Genomic DNA, 18,505 nt, shown 5'->3' with positions numbered 1-18,505 from the left:
ATAATTACAATTAAGATATTTGTTTCCGGAAATCTGGTAAGGTAATCCGCATCGATCACCCGCCGTGGCGGCAGGCGCCCACGCCAGCGCCAAACGCGTCACCTGTTTCCTACGATGATACCTGCCAGCGTCCAGCACCTGTTCCATCTTCCCGCCGACCCGGCCCAGTTGCAGCATGGCCAGCATGCGCCGGGACTCGTGCTGCTGTCGCTCGTGATCGCCATTTTCACGTCGTGGATGGCTTTCCAGATGACGGCTTACAGCCGCGCGCAGGCGAGCATCAGCCGCCGCTTGCACTTGCTGTGCCTGCTCGCCGGCAGCCTGGCGCTGGGCTGCGGCGTGTGGGCCATGCATTTCATCGGCATGCTGGCCTTCGAGCTGGGCACCAGCGTCGCCTACGATCCCGGCCTGACCTTGCTGTCCATCGTGCCCAGCGTGGCGGCCTCATTCGTGGCCCTGGCCACCATCAGCCGGCGCGCCGTCACGGCGCCGCTGCTGCTGCGCAGCGGCTTGCTGGTGGGCCTGGGCATTGGCGCCATGCATTACACGGGCATGCACGCCATGCGCATGGGCCTGTCACTGCGCTACGATCCGCTGCTGTTCGCGCTGTCGCTCGTCGTTGCCGTAGCGCTGGCCACCCTGGCCCTGTGGATACGTTTCGGCCTGCGCGGCTGGAGCAGCCGCGTGCCCTCGTCGCAGCGCACGCTGATCAGCGCCTGCGTCATGGGCTCTGCGATTGCCGGGATGCATTACATGGGCATGCAGGCGGCCCGCTTCGTGGGGACGATTCCCCCAGGCAATGATGCCGATGCCAACCGGCCCATGCTGGTGGTCAGCGTGACCCTGCTGACCATCGCCCTGACGATCCTCGTCGCCTCGGCCGTGGGCATCTTGCGTTACCGCGAACTGTTTCGCCACCTGAACCAGAGCGAACACTGGACCCGTTCGCTGCTGACGAGCACGGTCGACGGCGTCATCACCATCGACCGGCACGGCAACATCGTCGACTTCAACGGCGCTGCCGAGCGCATCCTCGGCTGGCGGTCGGCGGAAATTGTCGGCCGCCATGTCAGCGTGCTGGTCAGCGACGTGCGCCAGTCGGAACAGCACGGCCTGCTGCACTACCTGCGCACGGGCGAAGGCGAGATGGTCCACACCAGCGAGGAAATCATCTACCTGCGCAAGGATGGCGCCCCGGTCGCCGTGCAGCGCTCGATGGCTAGCGCTCGCCTGGCCGACCAGGATTTATATGTGCTGTTCATTACGGACATCAGCGAACGGCGCGCCATGCTGGCCGCCCTGCGCGAAAGCGAGCAGCAGTTGCGCTCGCTGATCGGCAATATTCCCGGCATCGCCTTTCGCTGCACCACGGCGGAAAACCAGCCCATGCTGTTCATCAGCGATGGCGTGGAAGCCGTCACCGGCTATCCGCCCGCCGATTTTCTCGGCGCGGCGCCGCGCCGCAGCATCACGGGCCTGATCGCCAGCGAAGAGCGCGCCTACGTCATCGACGTCTTCAAGCGCAGCGTCGCCAGCGGCGAGCCCTACCTGCTCGAATACCGCTTGCTGCATGCCGACGGCATGGCGCGCTGGCTGTGGGAGCGGGGCACCGTGGTGCACGATGCGGCAGGCGCCGTGCGCTGGGTCGACGGCGTCATCCTCGACATCAGCGAGCGGCGGCAGATGGAGGAAGACTTGCGCATGGCCAAGGAAAAAGCGGAGCTGGCGGCCGCCACGCGGGCCAGCTTTGTCGCCAACATGAGCCATGAAATCCGCACGCCGATGAATTCCATCCTCGGCTTTACCGATGTGCTGCTCGACTCGCCGCTGGCGCCGGAACAGCGGCGCCACCTCGATACCGTGCGCCAGTCCGGCCGCTCGCTATTGCGCCTGCTCAACGAAGTGCTCGACACGGCCAAGCTGGACAAGGGAGCCGTGGCGCTGGAATTGCGCGACTACGGCCTGCTGGCCCTGGTCGATGAGCTGGCCTCCACGTATGGCATCCATGCACGCGCCAAAGGTTTGCGCATGGAGGTGCAGTACGACCCGCAACTGCCGGCCATGCTGCATGGCGACGAATTGCGCATGCGGCAAGTGCTGGGCAACCTGCTCGACAACGCCATCAAGTTCACGCCCGGCGGCGCCGTCAGCCTGACGGCGCGCCGCGACGATGGCCAGTTGCACCTGCTGGTGCAGGACAGCGGCATCGGCATCCCCGCGGAACGGCGCGACGCCATTTTTGATCCGTTCGTGCAGGCCGACGCCTCGACCACGCGGCGCTTTGGCGGCACGGGCCTGGGCACCACCATCAGCCGGCAGTTGGTGACCCTGATGCAGGGGCGCATCTGGGCCGACGCCGCCTTGCCGCACGGCAGCGTGTTCCACGTCATGCTGCCCTTGTTGCCGGCACGCCAGGCGGCGCTGCCGGCCAGCGAACGCCGCAGCGTGCGCCTGCCGCCCCTGCGCGTGCTGGCCGCCGACGACGTGCCGCAAAACCTGGAACTGCTGAGCTTGTTATTGGGCAAGCGCGGCCACACGGTAATCACGGCCGGCGATGGCGCGCAAGCCTTGCAGCTGGCGCAACAGGACGACTTCGACGTGCTGCTGCTGGACTTGCAAATGCCGCGCATGGATGGCCTGGCCGCCACGCAAGCCATCCGCGCCGCCGCCCTGCGCGATGGCCGCCCGCGCGTGCCCGTGATCGCCATGACGGCCAGCGTGCTCGATGCGCACCGCAAGGCGGCGCGGGCGGCCGGCATGGACGGTTTCGCCACCAAGCCCGTCGAATGGCAGGCGCTGTCGCAGGAAATCGCCCGCGTGCTGGGCCTGGCGGCGGAACCCGCCGACGATAGCCACGCGCCGGCGCCCGCTGGCGGACGGGTGCTGCACCATGCGGGCGCCCTGCAGCGCTGGGCCGGCAACGACAGCGCCTACCGCGCGGCGCTGGCCCGTTTCGGAGGCGAGCATCCCCGCCTGCCGCCTGCCCTGCTGGCCGCCATCGAGGCGCGCGACCATGCAACGCTCTTGCCTCAGAGTCACAAACTGCGCGGCGTGGCGGCCAACCTCGGCCTGGAGCAACTGGCCGCCAGCCTGGCGGCGCTGGAGCAATGCTGCGCCAGCCCCGGTCCCGCCACGGCACAGCAGCTCGACGAGACGCTGGGCGCCCTGCTGACGCAATGGCCGGCGGCCCTGGCCGCCATCGCCCGGCTGGCGCCGCCTGCCTTGCCGGCGGCAACGGTGACTGCCATCGACGCGCCCGCCGCCCGGCAAGCGGCCAGTGCACTATTAAGCGCCTTGCGGCGCGGCGAACTCGATGACACAGCGCAAACACAGTTGCAGCATGCCATGGGCGCGCAAGCGGACGACCTGGTACCGCTGCTGCACGCCATCGACGACTTTGATTTCCCCCTGGCACAGTCGCTGCTGCACGACTTGCTGCACACCTACGCCCCGGAGTCCCCATGAATGCATCAGCCCGGCCCGTGATTCTCGTCGTCGACGATGAGGCGGCCAATTTGCAGTTGCTGCGCCAGATCTTGCAGAACGACTACGCGCTGCTGTTCGCCAAGGATGGCGCGCGGGCGTTGGCACTGGCGCAACAGGAGCGCCCGGCGCTGATCCTGCTCGACGTGATGATGCCCGGCATGAGCGGCCACGACGCCTGCCGCCAGCTGAAAGCGGCGCCGCGGACGGCCGCCATCCCCGTCATTTTCGTCACGGCCCTGAACGACATGCGCGATGAACTCAGCGGTTTCGAAGCGGGCGCCGTCGATTACATCACCAAACCGCTCAGCCCCGCCATCGTGCGCGCCCGCGTGCGCACGCACCTGTCGCTGGTGCGCATCGACGAGCTGAAGGAAACGCGTCTGCAGATCGTCCAGCGCCTGGGGCTGGCAGCCGAATACAAGGACAATGAAACAGGCTTGCACGTGATCCGCATGAGCCATTACGCGCGCCTGCTGGGCGTGGCCGCCGGCATGGACGAGGCCGCCGCGGACGACCTGCTGCACGCGGCGCCCATGCACGACGTGGGCAAGATCGGCATTCCCGACCGCATCCTGCAAAAGCCGGGCAAGCTCGACGCCGACGAATGGGCCATCATGCAGACGCACGCGCGCATCGGCGGCGACATCATCGGCGAACATGCCGAAGGCGGCATGCTGGCGCTGGCGCGCGCAATCGCCCTGTCGCACCATGAAAAATGGGATGGCAGCGGTTACCCGAACGGCTTGGCAGGCGAAGCGATCCCCCTGGCCGGGCGCATCATCGCCGTGGCCGACGTCTTCGACGCGCTGACCTCGGTGCGCCCGTACAAGCGCGCCTGGTCAGTACTGGACGCCGTGGGCTATCTGCAAGCGCAAAAAAACAGCCATTTCGATGCGCGCCTGGTCGACCTGTTTGTCGAGGAACTGCCCGCCATCGACGCCATCCGGCTGCGCTGGGCAGAGAAAGAGGAACACCACGCGCCGGCTTGAAGAGTGAACTCCCGCCACGGCCAGCGTTGTTGCGTCACACAAGCAAGTGCCGGACAGATGGCGCCGGCGCCGATGCAGACCACTGGAAGGGCAAGGAGTTCAATGCCATTATGGCTGGCGGCGGGGCAGACATTTTGATGCACATCAAACAGCTCGCAATTTCCGGGCTGTGGCCTTGCAGATGGCCATGCCCGGGATTTTTTTGACCCATATCAAGCCCAGCAAAAGAAAAGCCCTGGTCAGCACGGCAATGCTGGACTTGCTCCTGTTGCCGTTCTAGCCTTGTTGCCATCCTGACTATCGAGCGACACCATGGCTTACAAATCCATCCTCGTCCACGCCGACCTGTCGCGCCATGCGCCGCAGCGCATCGCCATCGCGGCACGGCTGGCACACGCGCACCAGGCGCACCTGATCGGCGCGGCCATGACGGGCCTGTCGCGCTTTTACCTGGAAAACAACCGCGGCATGCGCGGCGGCGCCGTGGCGGCGCAGATTTCAGCCTTGCATGGGCAGGCGGATCAGGCGCTCGACCAGTTTGAAACGCTGGCGCGCCAGGCTGGCGCCGCCTCGCTGGAGCGGCGCCTGATCGAAGACGATGAAGATGGCGGCATGGCCGTCAGCGCCCGCTACAGCGACTTGACGGTGCTCAGCCAGCACGACGACAGCGAAGCCCTGCCCGGCGCCATGAGCGACCTGGTGCCCTACGTGATGCTGAACGCGGCCCGTCCCGTGCTGATCCTGCCGCGCAGCGGCCAATTCACGCAAGTGGACAACACCGTCGTGGTGGCCTGGGATGGCAGCATGGAAGCGACGCGCGCCATCGGCCACGCCCTGCCCCTCTTGCGCGCGGCGCGCCTGGTGGTGCTGGCCCTGCTGCACCCGCCGGCCGGCCACGCGCAACCGGCGCGCCACCCGGGTGCCGACATCGCCGCCTACCTGAGCCGCCATGGCGTGCCCGTCGAAGTGCGTTCGGCCATCACCACGGGCGACATCGGCGCGGCGCTGCTGGCCATGGCCGCCGAAGTGCATGCGGACTTGCTGGTGATGGGCGGCTACGGCCACGCGCGCTTCCGCGAAATTTTATTGGGCGGCGTGACGGAAACGGTGCTGCGCCAGATGACGGTACCGGTGCTGATGGCGCATTGACGGCAAGCGCGCCATGTTTATTTGCTAAATAGCTATAATTGCCTGATTACTTACCTCAAGGCAATGTACATGAAGCAACAACTGCTCAATTGGAGTAGCACCCTGGCGCCGTTCGGCAGCGACCTGCTGTGGACAGTCCTGCCGTGGATGCTGCTGTATGGCGTGATCGGCTTTGTGCTGGCGGTCGGCATCTGCTACCAGCTGGCCAGAAAATGCCTGCTGGTGCGCCGTCCGCCCGCCTGGCATGTGGCCGCCAAGCTCAGCTATGTGCTGATCCTGGTCGCGCTGCCGCTGCTCGGTGGCGGGTTTGGCGCCGTGCACAGCGTGCACCGCGTGGTCAACCAGGCCCTCGAGCGCGACCTGCAGCCGGTGGTCGAAGCGCAAATGCCGGCGCTGCGCGTCTACCTGGAACAGCAGCTCAGGCTGATCGCCCCGGGCCAGGCTATCAGCATGCGCAGCCTGATCGAACCCTTCGTGCAAGATATGTATTACCGGCCTACATCAGGCAGTTACTGGGAACGCAGCAAGGCGCGCTGGATCAATGAATTCATCCTGCGCCGCGGCAGCGTGCTGCTGACGCAGGTGCTGCAGGAACAATTGATCGCCAGGGCAACTGTGCTGGGCGAAGCGCTCAAGGGCGCCGGCTTCCGTGGCCAGGCGACGGGCGAACTGGCCAGTCTGGGTACCGACCTGGCCGTGCGCCTGACCACCGATGTGGCGCGCCAGGCCGACTTCAGCAAACTCGACAAATCAGTGCCGATGATTTTCATCGACGCCGTCAAACGCCAGGCCGGCGCCTATTTCAATTCGCTCAAGATCACGCTGAGCCTGTTCGCGCTGGCGGCGCTGCTGCTGGTGTGGGGCGAGATCATGTTGTACCGCCACTATTACCTGCGCCGCCATCCGGCCACCACGACCCTGCCCGTGGCGCCAATATAAAAAAACCGCCCCTCCTTGCGGACGGGGCGGCTTTTCATGTGCAGCTAAGGCTTAGACTTTACGCTGGGCGACAGCATCCACGACGCACAGCGCCGTCATGTTGACGATACGGCGCACGGTGGCCGATGGCGTCAGAATGTGCACGGGCTTGGCACAGCCGAGCAGGATCGGGCCCACGGCGATGCCGTTGCCGGCAGCCGTCTTCACCAGGTTGTAGGCGATGTTGGCCGACTCGATATTCGGCATGACGAGCAGGTTGGCGTCGTTCTTCAGTGCCGAATTGGGCATCAGTTTTTGACGCAGCTTGCTGTCGAGGGCCGTATCGCCGTGCATTTCGCCGTCGATTTCCAGGTCCGGCGCGCGTTCCTTGACGATGGCCAGGGCGGCGCGCATCTTTTGCGCCGAGGCGCTGTCGCTGGAACCAAAGTTCGAGTGCGACAGCAGGGCCGCGCGCGGCGACAGGCCGAAACGGGTCATCTCTTCGGCAGCCATGATGGTGATCTCGGCCAACTGGTCGGCGTCCGGGTTTTCATTGACGTGCGTGTCGACCATCACCAGCTGGCGCTCCGGCATGATCAGCACGTTCATGGCCGCATACACATTGCTGCCGGCGCGCTTGCCCAGTACCTGGTCGATGTATTTCAGGTGCAGCTGGGTGGTGCCGAAGGTGCCGCAGATCATGCCGTCGGCGTCGCCCTTGTGGATCATCATCGAGCCGATCAGGGTGTGACGGCGGCGCATTTCCAGCTTCGCGTATTCCTCGGTGACGCCCTTGCGGCTGGTCATGGCGTAGTACGTATTCCAGTAATCGCGATAGCGCTCGTCGAAGTCCGGGTTGATGACGTCGAAGTCGACGCCTTGCTTGAGGCGCAGGCCGAACTTCTGGATGCGCGCTTCGAGCACGGGTGGACGGCCGACCAGGATGGGACGCGCCAGTTTTTCATCGACCACCACTTGCACGGCGCGCAGCACGCGCTCTTCTTCGCCTTCGGCATAGACGATGCGTTTGAGTTCGGCCGGCGTGGATTTGGCCATCAGGAACAGCGGCTTCATGAAGGTGCCGCTGCGGTAGACGAATTGCTGCAGGCTGTCCGCGTACGCTTGCAGATCCTTGATCGGACGCGTGGCGACGCCGGAATCCTCGGCCGCCTTGGCGACTGCCGGCGCGATCTTGATCAGCAAGCGCGGATCGAACGGCATCGGGATCAGGTATTCAGGACCGAACGACAGGTTGCTGATGCCATACGTGGTGGCCACGATATCCGACTGCTCGGCATGCGCCAGGTCGGCGATCGCGTGTACGACGGCGATTTCCATTTCGCGCGTGATCGTCGTGGCGCCGCAATCGAGGGCGCCGCGGAAGATGTACGGGAAGCACAGCACGTTGTTGACCTGGTTCGGATAGTCCGAACGGCCCGTGGCGATGATGGCGTCGCTGCGCACGGCCTTGACTTCTTCCGGCAGGATTTCCGGATTCGGATTGGCCAGCGCCAGGATCAATGGGTTCGGCGCCATCTTGCGCACCATGTCCTGTTTCAGCACGCCGCCGGCGGAGACGCCGAGGAAAATGTCGGCGTCCGGGATGATCTCGGCCAGGGTGCGCAGCGGCGTGTCTTGCGCGAAGCGTTCCTTGTCCGGGTCCATCAGTTCCGTGCGGCCCTTGTAGACGACGCCGGCCAGGTCGGTGACGTAGATATTTTTCAGCGGGAAGCCCAGGTCGACGATCAGGTCCAGGCAGGCCAGCGCCGCGGCGCCCGCGCCCGACACGACCAGCTTGCAGTCCTCGATTTTCTTGCCGACGGCTTTCAGGCCGTTCAGGATGGCCGCGCCGACGATGATGGCGGTGCCGTGCTGGTCGTCATGGAAGACGGGAATCTTCATGCGGTCGCGCAGCTGGCGTTCAATGTAGAAGCACTCGGGCGCCTTGATGTCTTCCAGGTTCACGCCGCCGAAGGTCGGTTCCAGCGAAGCGATGATGTCGACCAGCTTGTCCGGGTCCATCTCGTTGATTTCGATGTCGAAGACGTCGATGCCGGCGAATTTCTTGAACAGCACGCCCTTGCCTTCCATCACCGGCTTGGCGGCCAGCGGACCGATGTTGCCCAGTCCCAGCACGGCCGTGCCGTTGGTGATGACGGCCACCAGGTTGCCGCGCGCCGTATATTTATAGGCATTCGCCGGATCGATGACGATTTCTTCGCACGGTGCCGCCACGCCTGGCGAGTAGGCCAGTGCCAGGTCGCGCTGGTTGGTCAGTTGTTTGGTCGGCGTCACGCTGATTTTGCCGGGGCGCGGGCACTCGTGATACTCGAGTGCGGCCAAGCGCAATTGTTGACGCAATTCTTCTTTTTTATCAGATGACGAATCCATGCTGTGCTGCCTTCCTGTTTGGTCGATCGGGTGTTCCGGATTTTATCAGACCGATTCTTTCAATTAGCTAGGTATTTTCCGCTAGCCACAGTCTGATATCACGAAAACGCATAACCTAGCATTGTAAGGCCGTCCGGCGACACAAACGTCCTGAACAGGAAAAACTATCAAATTTTAGATTTCAATTAGTTTTTGTGATGGATCATCGGAGGCGCGCCATAGCGGCAGCGCTTCGACGGCGCGCTCGATATCGTCCATGTCGTCCGCGCCCAGGGTGTCGTCGAACGGTGCGGACAGGATGCTGCGCATCAGCGCCAGACGCGTCGTCGCTTGCTGCGCATCGATGAAGCGCGTCGTCTCCGCGCAATACTGCGCCCGACGCAGGGCATCGGCGCCGTCATCGTCGCCGTCGGGATAATAATGGCGGCCGATGTGATGCAGCGACTGCAGCAGGAATTCGATCTCGCGCAGGATGCGCAGCGCATCCTCGCCGGACAGCACGATGCGGCGGTTGGCGGGCAGCAGGGACGGTGGCGTGGCGGGATGGTCAGCCATGGCGGCATCTTTCTATCAAGGACAAGCCGACAGCCTACGCGATTTTTGCCGCCGGCGACGCCAGCCGCGCTCCCGGCGCGAAGCGCACGGCGATCAGCAATAACAGCACCACGCCGCCCGCCATCACCATCCACGCCTGGGCCAGGCTGGACGAGTGCTGGCGGATCAGGCCGGCGATGAACGGCATGCTGCTGGCGATGATGTAGCCGCCGCCTTGCACAAAGCCCAGCAGCGCGCCGGCGCCGGCCGGGTCACGCACGTGGTCCATGGTGACGATCAGCGACAAGGGGAACAGCGAACCGATACCGCAGCCCAGCAATATCACGGCAGGAATGGCCAGTTGCACGGGCGCCACGATCAGGCAAGCCAAGCCGCCCAGCACGGCCAGCAATACCGACAATAACAGGATGCGGCGGTCGGGAAAGCGGTGGATGACGCTGGAAATCACCAGTCCCGCCAGCACTTCCACCAGCGTCAGGCCACCGAGCAGCAAGCCGCTGTCGGCCGCGCTCCAGCCCAGTTCCGTATAAAACGGCGGTAGCCAGGCCAGCACCAGGGTGTACGCACCCGTGCCGATGCCAAAGAACACCATCAGCAGCCAGGCACGGCCACTGCCCACGGGTAGGCTGGCGCCCGCGCCGCTAGCCACATCCACGCGCGAAGCGGCCGCGCGGCGCCACAGCAGCCCGGCCGCCACGGCGGGCAGCGCCCACAGGGCCAGCAGCGCTTGCCAGCCCCAGCTTTGCGCCAGCGGTGAAGCGGAGGCGGCGGCAATGGCCGCGCCGCCCATGATGCCCGTCGTATAAAAACCCATCAGCTGGCCGGCCCGCGCGGGGAAATGGCGCTTGATGAAGGCAGGCAGCAGCGCCTGCACCAGCGCGATGCCCAGGCCGCCCAGGGCCGCCGTGGCGATCAGGCCGCCGCTGCCATGCAAGGGCCAGCGCAGCGCGCAGGCGGCGGCGATGATGGCGATGCCGATACTGATGCCACGCGCCACGCCCAGCCGGCGCTGCAGCTGCGCGCCCGCCAGCGCGCACACGCCCATGGCAAAGACGGGCACCGTGGTCAGCAAGCCCGCGTCGGCATTGCTGAGGCCCGTGCTGGCCTGGATACTGTCGAGCAAGGGGCCGATGGCGGCCAGGATGGGCCGCAGGTTCAGCCCCAGCAGGATGATGGCGGCCACCAGCAGGGCCGAGGAAGCGGAAGAAGAAGGGGTAGCGGCAGGTCGTGCGGAAGGCATGGGATAGTCCTTGCCTCGCTGGGAGGCACATGGTTTAATGCGTCATCAAATATGACTCGATGAAAAGTATCTTAACATAAAGATAGAAATCTATCTTGATGTCAAGATAAATGGAACCCCGATGACAACGACCCTGCAAGAACACACGCGCGCGCAATTTGCCGCCGCACAATGGCAGCGCGAACTGCCGCAGATGGATACCCGTGCCATGCAGCTGGTGGGCCAGCTAGGCACGGTGGCGCAGCTGATGGCGCGCGACTGGCTCAACCCGCTGTTTGCCGAACACGGCTTGCAACCTGGCGAATTCGACGTGCTGGCGACCTTGCGCCGCTCGGGCGCGCCCTACAGCCTGATGCCGACGGCCCTGTACGAAGCGGCCATGCTGTCCTCGGGCGGCATGACCAATCGCATCGACCGGCTGGAAGTGGCCGGCCTGATCGAACGCCAGAAGCACCCGACGGACCGGCGCGGCGTGCTGGTGGCCCTGACACAAAGGGGATTGGAACTGATAGAAAAGCTGGTGCTGCTGCACGTGGAGAACGAGCGCGCCATGCTGTCGGCGCTCAGCGCGGACGAGCAGCGCCAGCTCGACCAGTTGCTGGCCAAGCTGCTGCACGGCATGGCGCAGGCGAAGAAAGGCTAGGAAAGCAGGCGCGCCAGCTCGCGCAGCGCCGCATTGCCGCGCCGGGCCAGGCGCTGCAGTTCGGCAGTGTCACGGCTGTCGTACAGGGCCTGGACATGGCGCGCGGCGGCCGCGCGCAAGTCGATATCACTGTCGCGGCGGTCTGGAACATGGGCGTCGGCCACGTTCCCCTCGACCAGGGTCAGATAGTAATGACGGGGCTTGCCGCGCAAGTTGGCGGAAAACTGCAGCACCAGGCCATTCTCGAACAGCAGGGCGCCGCTGCGGCCCCCCTGCTCGAGCAGCACGCGAAACGCCGGCAAAGGCTGCCGCGCCGCGCGCAGGAAGCCGGCCAGGTGCACCTGATCACCGAGGCCCAGGCCATTCGCGACCAGCTGGCCGCGCTGCAGAAACGCCTTGAACAATGCGTGCACGGGCCGGCCGGCGCGACGGAACAGGCGCTCGTCCTCGTACAGGCACAGCTGGTCGACGTCGCTGACGGGATAGAAGCCGTGCGCCACCAGCTCCTGCGCCTCGAAAGTGCTCAGGCCGACGGCTTGCGGGTCGCGCAACCAGCCATGATCGAGCCAGGATTGCAACAGGATGTGAATATCGGAGATGGGCATTGCAAGCGGATCGGCAGTGGCAAAGGCGCCTATTGTAGGCCAGCCTATAATAGCCGGGCCACACCCTCATTCAACGCACAGACTACGCCATGGCCCCACACGACGCGCTTTCCGAATTCGACCTGATCAAACACTATTTCGTGCGCCAGCGCCCCGGCCGCGCCACCCTGGGCATCGGCGACGATTGCGCGCTGATTACACCCGGTGCCGGCAAGCAGATCGCCATCTCCTCGGACATGCTGGTCGAGGACCGGCACTTCTTTGCCGGCGCCGACGCCCGCATGCTGGGTCACAAAAGCCTGGCCGTGAACCTGTCCGACCTGGCCGCCATGGGCGCGCGCCCCGTGGCATTCACGTTGGCCCTGGCGCTGCCGCAAGCCGAACGTGCCTGGCTGGCCGGCTTTGCCGACGGCCTGTTTGCGCTGGCCGACGCGTTTAATTGCGAACTCATCGGCGGCGACACCACCAAGGGGCCTTTGAATATCTGCATCACGGTGTTTGGCGAACTGGCGCCGGGCCAGGCCTTGCGCCGCAGCGCGGCCGTGGCGGACGACGATATCTGGGTCAGCGGCACCCTGGGCGACGCGCGCCTGGCGCTGGCCGGCTACCGCATGGAACAAGAGCTGGCACCCGCCGACCTGCTGACGGCAAGCGCGCGCATGCACACGCCGACGCCGCGCGTGGCGCTCGGTTGCGCATTGGCGGAGCAAGGCCTCGCGCATGCGGCCATCGACATATCGGACGGCCTGGTGGGCGACCTCGGCCACATATTGAAAGCGTCGCAGGTGGGCGCCACCCTCGACGTCGACGCCCTGCCGGCCGGCCCCGTGCTGGCACGGCAAGACACCGCCCTGCGCCGCCGCTACACGGCCGCCGGCGGCGACGACTATGAACTGTGCTTCACGGCGCCAGCGTCCTCGCGCGACGCCATCGCCGCCCTGGCGGCCAGCTGCGGCACGCCCGCCACGCGCGTGGGCCGCATAGAGGCGGAAAGCGGCTTGCGGCTGGTGGATGCGAAGGGAGTGCCGCTCGATCTGGCCTTGAGCTCTTTCGACCACTTCAGCGATTGAGCTAGCGCACCGCCACCCGCGCCAGCCCCGGCTGGTTCACCATCCAGTAGTGCTGGAAGGCCAGGCGGATGTTGTCGCGCAGCTGGGTATCATCCCACGGCTTCGTATAAAAACGGTAGATGGCGCCCCGGTTGATCGAGTCGAGCACGGCTTCGAGGCCCGTGTAGCCGGACAGGATGATGCGGATGGTTTCCGGGTACAGCTCTTTTACTTTACTGAGAAATTCCGTGCCGCTCATGCTGGGCATGCGCTGGTCGCAGACGATCACGTGGACCCGGTGCAGGGCCAGCATTTCAAACCCTTCGGCCGGCGTGCTGGCCGTGAGGATCTGGTAGCCCTCGGGACGGAACAGCCGGTGCAATGACGACAGCACGTTGACGTCGTCGTCGACGATGAGCAGGGTTTGCGCGGGCTGGGCGGCCGGGTCGTGGCCGGGCGGCAGGCCGGCGCCGGCGACGATCATCTGCCCCAGTTCCAGCGCCGGCAGGGCGCGGCTGAAATAGAAGCCCTGGATCTCGTCGCAGCGGTTGCGCCGCAGGTATTCCAGCTGCGGGCGCGACTCCACGCCCTCGGCCACCACGCTCAGTTTCAGACTGTGCGCCATGCTGACGATGGCCAGCGCGATGGCCGCGTCGTTCGGGTTGCTGGTGATGTTGCGCACGAAGGCGATGTCGATTTTCAGCTTGTCGATGGGGAAGCGCTGCAGATACGCGAGGCTCGAGTAGCCGGTGCCGAAATCGTCGATGGCCACCTTCACGCCGATTTTCTTCAGTTTGCCCAGTACGACGATGGTGCGCTCGGCATTCGACATCAGCGCCGTTTCCGTCAGTTCCAGTTCCAGCAATTCCGGCGCCACGCCATACTGCGCCAGCGCGCGCGTCACTTCGCCTTCCAGGTCGCCTTCGGCAAACTGGCGGCTCGACACGTTCACGGCCACGTGCACTGGTCCCACTTCGCTGTCGCGCCACTCGGCGATCTGGCGGCAGGCAGCCTGGATCACCCAGGCGCCCACGCGCACGATCAGGCCCGTGTCTTCCAGCACGGGCACGAATTCGGCCGGCGCCACCAGGCCGTAGCCGGGACGGCGCCAGCGCAGCAGCGCTTCCACGCCGCTGATGCGCCCCGTGCGCAAATCCACCTTCGGCTGGTAGTACAGGATGAACTGATCGTGTTCGAGCGCATGGCGCAGCGCCAGTTCCAGGTCCAGGCGCGCCAGCACCTGCACGTTCATGCCGGCCGTGAAAAAGCGGTAGCCGTCGCGGCCCGCCTGCTTGGCGCCGCCCATGGCCGTATTCGCGTATTTGATCAGGGTTTCCGGGTCGGTGGCGTCGTCCGGATACATGGCGATACCGATGCTGGCCGTCAGGGTGGCCGCATGGCCGCGCAAATCGAACGGCGCGCGCAAGGCTTCGCGCACCTGGTTGGCGACCGCCACGGCTTCCTGCTGGTTGCGGCTCATGGTCAGAATCAACGCGAATTCGTCGTTGCCCAGGCGCCCCACCGTGTCACGCAGGCGCACGCATTCGACCAGGCGGTTGCTGAACTGGCGCAGCAATTCGTCGCCCAGCGCCGCGCCCAAGGTGTCATTGATGCTTTTAAAACGGTCGAGCGCGATGAACAGCACCACGATGCGCCAGCTTTTCTCTTGCGCCAGTTCGACGGCCTGGGCCAGCGTCTGGTAAAACAGGCTGCGGTTCGGCAGCCCTGTCAAACCATCGTAATGGGCCAGGTGCTTCAGGCGCTCCTGCGCCTGGCGCCGTTCGCTGATGTCGCGCGCCACGGCGATCAGCAGCAGGCCGCCCGCGCCAGGGGTGCCAGGATAGCCGCCCGCCACGGGCGCCTGCGCATACCAGTGCCAGCTCAGTTCCACGGGCACCAGGCTCAGGTCGCGCCGCACCAGTTCGCACTCCGTCACTTCCGTGGCCAGGTGGGCCGGGCCGCCTGGCAGCGCGGCCAGGGGCGGGGCCGGCGGTGACGGCAGCAGGGTGCCGGGCGCCAGCGCCAGCAATTCGGCGCGCGCATAGCCGAGCAAACGGCACGCGCCGTCATTGACGTCGACCAGGGTCATGCCCAGCACGTCGACGAGGAAGATGGCGTCGGTGGTGGCGTCCATGGCGCCGCGAAAGCGCTGCAGTTCCGCCGTGCGCTGGCCCACCGTGCGTTCGAGCAAGGTGTTGTAGTGGCGCGCGGCGCGGTGCAGCAACCGCACTTCGAGCATGTTGCGGATGCGCGTGAGCACTTCGAGCGCATCAAACGGCTTGCTGATGAAGTCGCGCGCGCCCGCTTCCAGCGCCGCCAGCTTGGCGTCCGGATCGGCGGCGATCACCAGCACGGGCAGATAGCCTTCCAGTTCCAGCGGGCGCAAGGCATCCATCACGTCGTAGCCGCTCATGCCAGGCATCACCAGGTCGAGGATGATCAGGTCGAACTGCTGGCGCTGGTGCAGGCCGGCCACGGCGTGCGCGTCGAGGGTGCTGCTGATGGCCGTGTAGCCGCCGCTTTGCAGCAAATGCTCGAGCAGGCGCAAATTGACTTCCTGGTCGTCGACGATGAGAATTTTCGCCGCATAGATATCGGCCTGGCTGATCATGGCGCGCCTGTTCCCTTCTGCCGGCGCTGCTGCGCCACGTAGGCCAGGGTGCTGTTGATCGCCTCGGTAAATTCATCGAGGTTGATCGGCTTGGTCAGATAGCGGTAAAAGCCCAGTGCCAGGCTGCGCTCCACGTCGCCCGGCATGGCGTTGGCCGTCAGGGCGATGACGGGGATGTGCGCCGTGCGCGGATCGGCGCGCAGCAGTTTCAGCGCATCCGTGCCGTTCACGTGCGGCAGGTTGATGTCCATCAGGATCAGCTGCGGCAAATGTGTACGCGCCATATCCACGCCCAGGCGGCCATCCGTGGCCGTCAGCAGCTGTAATTGCGGGCAGTAGCGCACGATTTCCTCGACCAGGGTCAGGTTGGCGGGATTGTCTTCCACGTACAGCAAGGTCACAGGCGCGCTGTGCTCGAGCAGCGCGCCGGCCAGGTCCGGCCGCGGCAAGGCCAGCGTGGCGGGTGCGGGCAAGGCATCGACCACGCGCAGCTCGATCCAGAAGGTGCTGCCCTCGCCGGGCGCGCTGGAGACGCCGATGCTGCCATCCATCAGCTCCACCAGGCGCTTGGTGACCACCAGGCCGATGCCGCTGCCTTCTTCCGTGCCGCCTTCCTGCCCCAGCCGGTTGAAAGGCTGGAACAGCAGCGCCACCTGTTCGCCGTCGAGGCCCACGCCCGTGTCCCGCACGCTGATGCGCACCCGCCCGCCCGCTTGCGGCACGCAATCGATGGCCACCTGCCCCCGCTCGCGGTTGTACTTGAGCGCATTCGACAGCAGGTTCAACAGGATTTGCTTGAGGCGCGTGCGGTCGGCCAGCACGTTCAGGGGGCAGGCATCGGGGAAGGCCATGCCGATGCCGCGCTGGCTGGCCAGCGGCGCGATCATGTCGCGGCATTCCTGCAAGATGGCGTCCAGGCCCACGGGTTCCAGCGACAGGCTGACGGTGCCCGATTCCACCTTGGCCAGGTCGAGGATTTCATTGATCAATGTCAACAAATGGCGCCCCGATTTCAGGATATGCCCGGCGAACTCCTTCTTTTGCTCCAGGGTCGACGGCAGGCGGTCGGAACTGAGGATTTGCGCGAAGCCCAGGATGGCGTTGAGCGGCGTGCGCAATTCATGGCTCATCGAAGACAAGAAGGCCGACTTGGCATAGTTGGCGCTGCGCGCCTCTTCCATTGCCATGGCCAGTTCGCCATTCGTCATTTCCAGCTGCACCGTGCGCTCGTGCACGCGCACTTCCAGCTCCTGGTTCAGGCGCATGACTTCCTGCTGCGCCTGGGTGCGCTGCTCGCCTTCGCGCGCCAGTTCGCCGTTCGAGCGCTCCAGCGCCTGCGTGCGCAGCTCGATCTCGGCCAGCATCTTGTTGAAGGAATCGACCAGTTGCGCCACTTCGTCGACGCTGAGCTTGCGCGCGCGGCGCGAATAGTCGCCCGTTTCAATCACTTCGCGCGCCACGTCGGCGATATCGAGGATCGGTTGCGTGATGACGAAATCAAGCCGGCGCAGCAGCAGCAAGGCCACCAGCAGCGCCAGTACCGTCACGCCCAGGGCGATGGCCAGGTAGTCGGCCGTGCGGCCGGCCAGCTCGTAGTCGGCGCGCAAATACACGGTGCCCAGCAGTTCGCCATTGTCGACGATGGGCTTGAACAGCTCCACCGAACTGCCGGCGATGTTTTCGCCTTCCTTGCCCACCTTCGCCGGCAGCTCGCCCACACGCTCATTCGCGCGGTAGCTGGCGAACAGGCTGCCATCGGCCTTGTACAGGGCGCCGGCCGTCACGCGCGGGCGGATGCGCATCAGGTTGAGGTTTTCCAGCGCCAGACGCTCGTCGTCGAAGGCCAGCGCGGCCGAACTCATGTGCCCCAGCAGCTCGGCCTGGGTACTGATGTCGGCCACCAGGTTGCGGTGGTAGGCGCGCAAGTCATAGACGACGATGGTGCCCAGCGAAATGACGAGGGCCACCAGGGTCGTCAGCAAGACCACCGACATCAGCTTGTGGCGGATGGAACGCAGTCTGATCATCTAGGCGCCTCCCGTCTGCACGCGGTAGGCGGCCAGCAGCATGCGCGCGCTGATGCGGATATGCGCCTGCGCCACGGGTTTCAAGGCCACGTCGAAGCGGACCTTGTCTTCGGCCATTACAAAATTGATCATGCTGCCCATCGCGTAGACCTCATCCGAATCGGACACCGTCAACAACGCCAGGCCACGGCTGGCGGCCAGCATCTCCTGCAGCGCCGGTTTCTCCAGCGCGCCCAGGTACAGCACGTGCAGCCCGGCCAGCGTTTCGCCACGGCGCACTTTTTTCACCTGCACGGCGCGGCCGTTGACGCTATGCCCGGCCACGCTCTGTTCGAGCTGCTCGGCCAGCGCATCGGCGCCCGCCACGCCGATCACCAGCGGAGATTCGGGCCGGGCAAAGCTGCCGTCGGGCCATTCGACAAAGCCGGCAAACTTGTACAGATACGCGGCCTTGACCTGGCGTTCCAGCTCCCCCGGCACCTGTGCCCGCGCATCGGCGCACAGCACGCCAAGAAGCAGCAATAACCAGCCCAAGCGGAGAGAGCGGCGGCCAGCGCCGCGCGCGGGGCGGCGCAGGGGGCCAGGATGACGCCACCAGGTCCAGTTCAGAATTACCATGACAACCGAGTAAAGATATTGCAATCCGAAGGCGCGGCACCATGCCGCTTGCCTGTTCGAGCGATGCGCACCTGGGTGGCGCAGCGACAGAGCGCCTGCCGGCCCGAAGTGGTAGCAAATGTATAAAAGAGTGTACGCATTTTCGCTGTGACCGGGGAAAGTTTCTTTTACCGTTGACCATGCTACAGTCTTGCCACCATTTTCACCGCATGCAGGAGTCATCC

General features: G+C 65.4%; 13 protein-coding genes. 6 read left to right on the top strand and 7 right to left on the bottom strand.

The features are described 5' to 3' along the window. Nucleotides 1–114: 114 nt before the first annotated feature. The 4 genes from CSQ93_RS01415 to CSQ93_RS01400 all read left to right on the top strand — a co-directional run bounded on the left by CSQ93_RS01415 (nt 115) and on the right by CSQ93_RS01400 (nt 6,563). Nucleotides 115–3,465, top strand: a complete 3,351-nt coding sequence (locus CSQ93_RS01415) for an MHYT domain-containing protein (protein WP_099376406.1) — start codon at nt 115–117, stop codon at nt 3,463–3,465. Then, a complete protein-coding gene (locus CSQ93_RS01410) occupies nt 3,462–4,475 on the top strand; it encodes a response regulator (protein WP_099376405.1) in 1,014 nt (337 codons plus the stop codon). Before CSQ93_RS01415 ends, CSQ93_RS01410 begins: the two co-directional genes overlap by 4 nt. 312 nt (nt 4,476–4,787) lie before the next feature. Then, complete coding sequence (locus tag CSQ93_RS01405) at nt 4,788–5,624, top strand: universal stress protein (protein ID WP_099376404.1); 837 nt, start codon at nt 4,788–4,790, stop codon at nt 5,622–5,624. A 69-nt stretch (nt 5,625–5,693) separates the two neighbouring features. Continuing rightward, nucleotides 5,694–6,563: a hypothetical protein gene (locus CSQ93_RS01400; protein WP_099376403.1), complete on the top strand. Its 870-nt coding sequence runs from the start codon at nt 5,694–5,696 to the stop codon at nt 6,561–6,563. Nucleotides 6,564–6,614: 51 nt separating this feature from the next. Here the strand turns inward: CSQ93_RS01400 and CSQ93_RS01395 are convergent, their stop codons facing one another. From CSQ93_RS01395 to CSQ93_RS01385, 3 genes are all read right to left on the bottom strand, one after another. Next, complete coding sequence (locus tag CSQ93_RS01395) at nt 6,615–8,933, bottom strand: NADP-dependent malic enzyme (RefSeq protein ID WP_099376402.1); 2,319 nt, start codon at nt 8,931–8,933, stop codon at nt 6,615–6,617. 174 nt (nt 8,934–9,107) lie between these two features. Further along, complete coding sequence (locus CSQ93_RS01390; protein ID WP_199534210.1) at nt 9,108–9,488, bottom strand: hypothetical protein; 381 nt, start codon at nt 9,486–9,488, stop codon at nt 9,108–9,110. A 34-nt stretch (nt 9,489–9,522) separates the two neighbouring features. After that, entirely contained in the window at nt 9,523–10,728 is a 1,206-nt protein-coding gene (locus tag CSQ93_RS01385) for an MFS transporter (protein ID WP_099376401.1), read from the bottom strand. Between the two features lie 121 nt (nt 10,729–10,849). Between CSQ93_RS01385 and CSQ93_RS01380 the strand changes: the two genes are divergently transcribed. Continuing rightward, a complete protein-coding gene (locus CSQ93_RS01380; RefSeq protein ID WP_099376400.1) occupies nt 10,850–11,371 on the top strand; it encodes a MarR family winged helix-turn-helix transcriptional regulator in 522 nt (173 codons plus the stop codon). Here the strand turns inward: CSQ93_RS01380 and CSQ93_RS01375 are convergent. Continuing rightward, the gene (locus tag CSQ93_RS01375) at nt 11,368–11,976 is read right to left on the bottom strand and encodes a hypothetical protein (protein WP_099376399.1); all 609 of its coding nucleotides are present in this window, start codon (nt 11,974–11,976) and stop codon (nt 11,368–11,370) included. The genes CSQ93_RS01380 and CSQ93_RS01375 overlap by 4 nt on opposite strands. Before the next feature lie 89 nt (nt 11,977–12,065). Here CSQ93_RS01375 and thiL point away from each other — a divergent pair, with 89 nt between their 5' ends. Continuing rightward, on the top strand, nt 12,066–13,046 hold the full coding sequence (thiL, locus tag CSQ93_RS01370) for a thiamine-phosphate kinase (RefSeq protein ID WP_099376398.1): 981 nt from the start codon (nt 12,066–12,068) through the stop codon (nt 13,044–13,046). A gap of 1 nt (nt 13,047) precedes the next feature. Here the strand turns inward: thiL and CSQ93_RS01365 are convergent, their stop codons facing one another. The 3 genes from CSQ93_RS01365 to CSQ93_RS01355 are packed head-to-tail and all read right to left on the bottom strand — an operon-like array spanning nt 13,048 to nt 18,281. Continuing rightward, complete coding sequence (locus tag CSQ93_RS01365; protein ID WP_099376397.1) at nt 13,048–15,636, bottom strand: EAL domain-containing protein; 2,589 nt, start codon at nt 15,634–15,636, stop codon at nt 13,048–13,050. Continuing rightward, on the bottom strand, nt 15,633–17,663 hold the full coding sequence (locus CSQ93_RS01360) for an ATP-binding protein (RefSeq protein WP_099376396.1): 2,031 nt from the start codon (nt 17,661–17,663) through the stop codon (nt 15,633–15,635). The genes CSQ93_RS01365 and CSQ93_RS01360 overlap by 4 nt, the downstream gene beginning before the upstream one ends. Continuing rightward, nucleotides 17,664–18,281 carry a YfiR family protein gene (locus CSQ93_RS01355; protein ID WP_158301069.1) on the bottom strand — a complete coding sequence of 206 codons (618 nt, stop codon included), beginning with the start codon at nt 18,279–18,281 and terminating at the stop codon, nt 17,664–17,666. Nucleotides 18,282–18,505 lie beyond the last annotated feature (224 nt).

This window comes from Janthinobacterium sp. BJB426 (genome assembly GCF_002735705.1).
Classification (GTDB): Bacteria; Pseudomonadota; Gammaproteobacteria; order Burkholderiales; family Burkholderiaceae_D; genus Janthinobacterium.
This window is presented reverse-complemented; position numbering and strand designations above follow the sequence as displayed.

What these genes read in the sequence shown, in the direction of transcription:
- CSQ93_RS01405 (WP_099376404.1), top strand. Translation starts at nt 4,788, where the DNA reads ATGGCTTACAAATCCATCCTCGTCCACGCCGACCTGTCGCGCCATGCG.
- CSQ93_RS01355 (WP_158301069.1), bottom strand. Translation starts at nt 18,281, where the DNA reads ATGGTAATTCTGAACTGGACCTGGTGGCGTCATCCTGGCCCCCTGCGC.
- CSQ93_RS01375 (WP_099376399.1), bottom strand. Translation starts at nt 11,976, where the DNA reads ATGCCCATCTCCGATATTCACATCCTGTTGCAATCCTGGCTCGATCAT.
- CSQ93_RS01410 (WP_099376405.1), top strand. Translation starts at nt 3,462, where the DNA reads ATGAATGCATCAGCCCGGCCCGTGATTCTCGTCGTCGACGATGAGGCG.
- CSQ93_RS01400 (WP_099376403.1), top strand. Translation starts at nt 5,694, where the DNA reads ATGAAGCAACAACTGCTCAATTGGAGTAGCACCCTGGCGCCGTTCGGC.
- thiL (WP_099376398.1), top strand. Translation starts at nt 12,066, where the DNA reads ATGGCCCCACACGACGCGCTTTCCGAATTCGACCTGATCAAACACTAT.
- CSQ93_RS01380 (WP_099376400.1), top strand. Translation starts at nt 10,850, where the DNA reads ATGACAACGACCCTGCAAGAACACACGCGCGCGCAATTTGCCGCCGCA.
- CSQ93_RS01395 (WP_099376402.1), bottom strand. Translation starts at nt 8,933, where the DNA reads ATGGATTCGTCATCTGATAAAAAAGAAGAATTGCGTCAACAATTGCGC.
- CSQ93_RS01415 (WP_099376406.1), top strand. Translation starts at nt 115, where the DNA reads ATGATACCTGCCAGCGTCCAGCACCTGTTCCATCTTCCCGCCGACCCG.
- CSQ93_RS01390 (WP_199534210.1), bottom strand. Translation starts at nt 9,488, where the DNA reads ATGGCTGACCATCCCGCCACGCCACCGTCCCTGCTGCCCGCCAACCGC.
- CSQ93_RS01385 (WP_099376401.1), bottom strand. Translation starts at nt 10,728, where the DNA reads ATGCCTTCCGCACGACCTGCCGCTACCCCTTCTTCTTCCGCTTCCTCG.
- CSQ93_RS01365 (WP_099376397.1), bottom strand. Translation starts at nt 15,636, where the DNA reads ATGATCAGCCAGGCCGATATCTATGCGGCGAAAATTCTCATCGTCGAC.
- CSQ93_RS01360 (WP_099376396.1), bottom strand. Translation starts at nt 17,663, where the DNA reads ATGATCAGACTGCGTTCCATCCGCCACAAGCTGATGTCGGTGGTCTTG.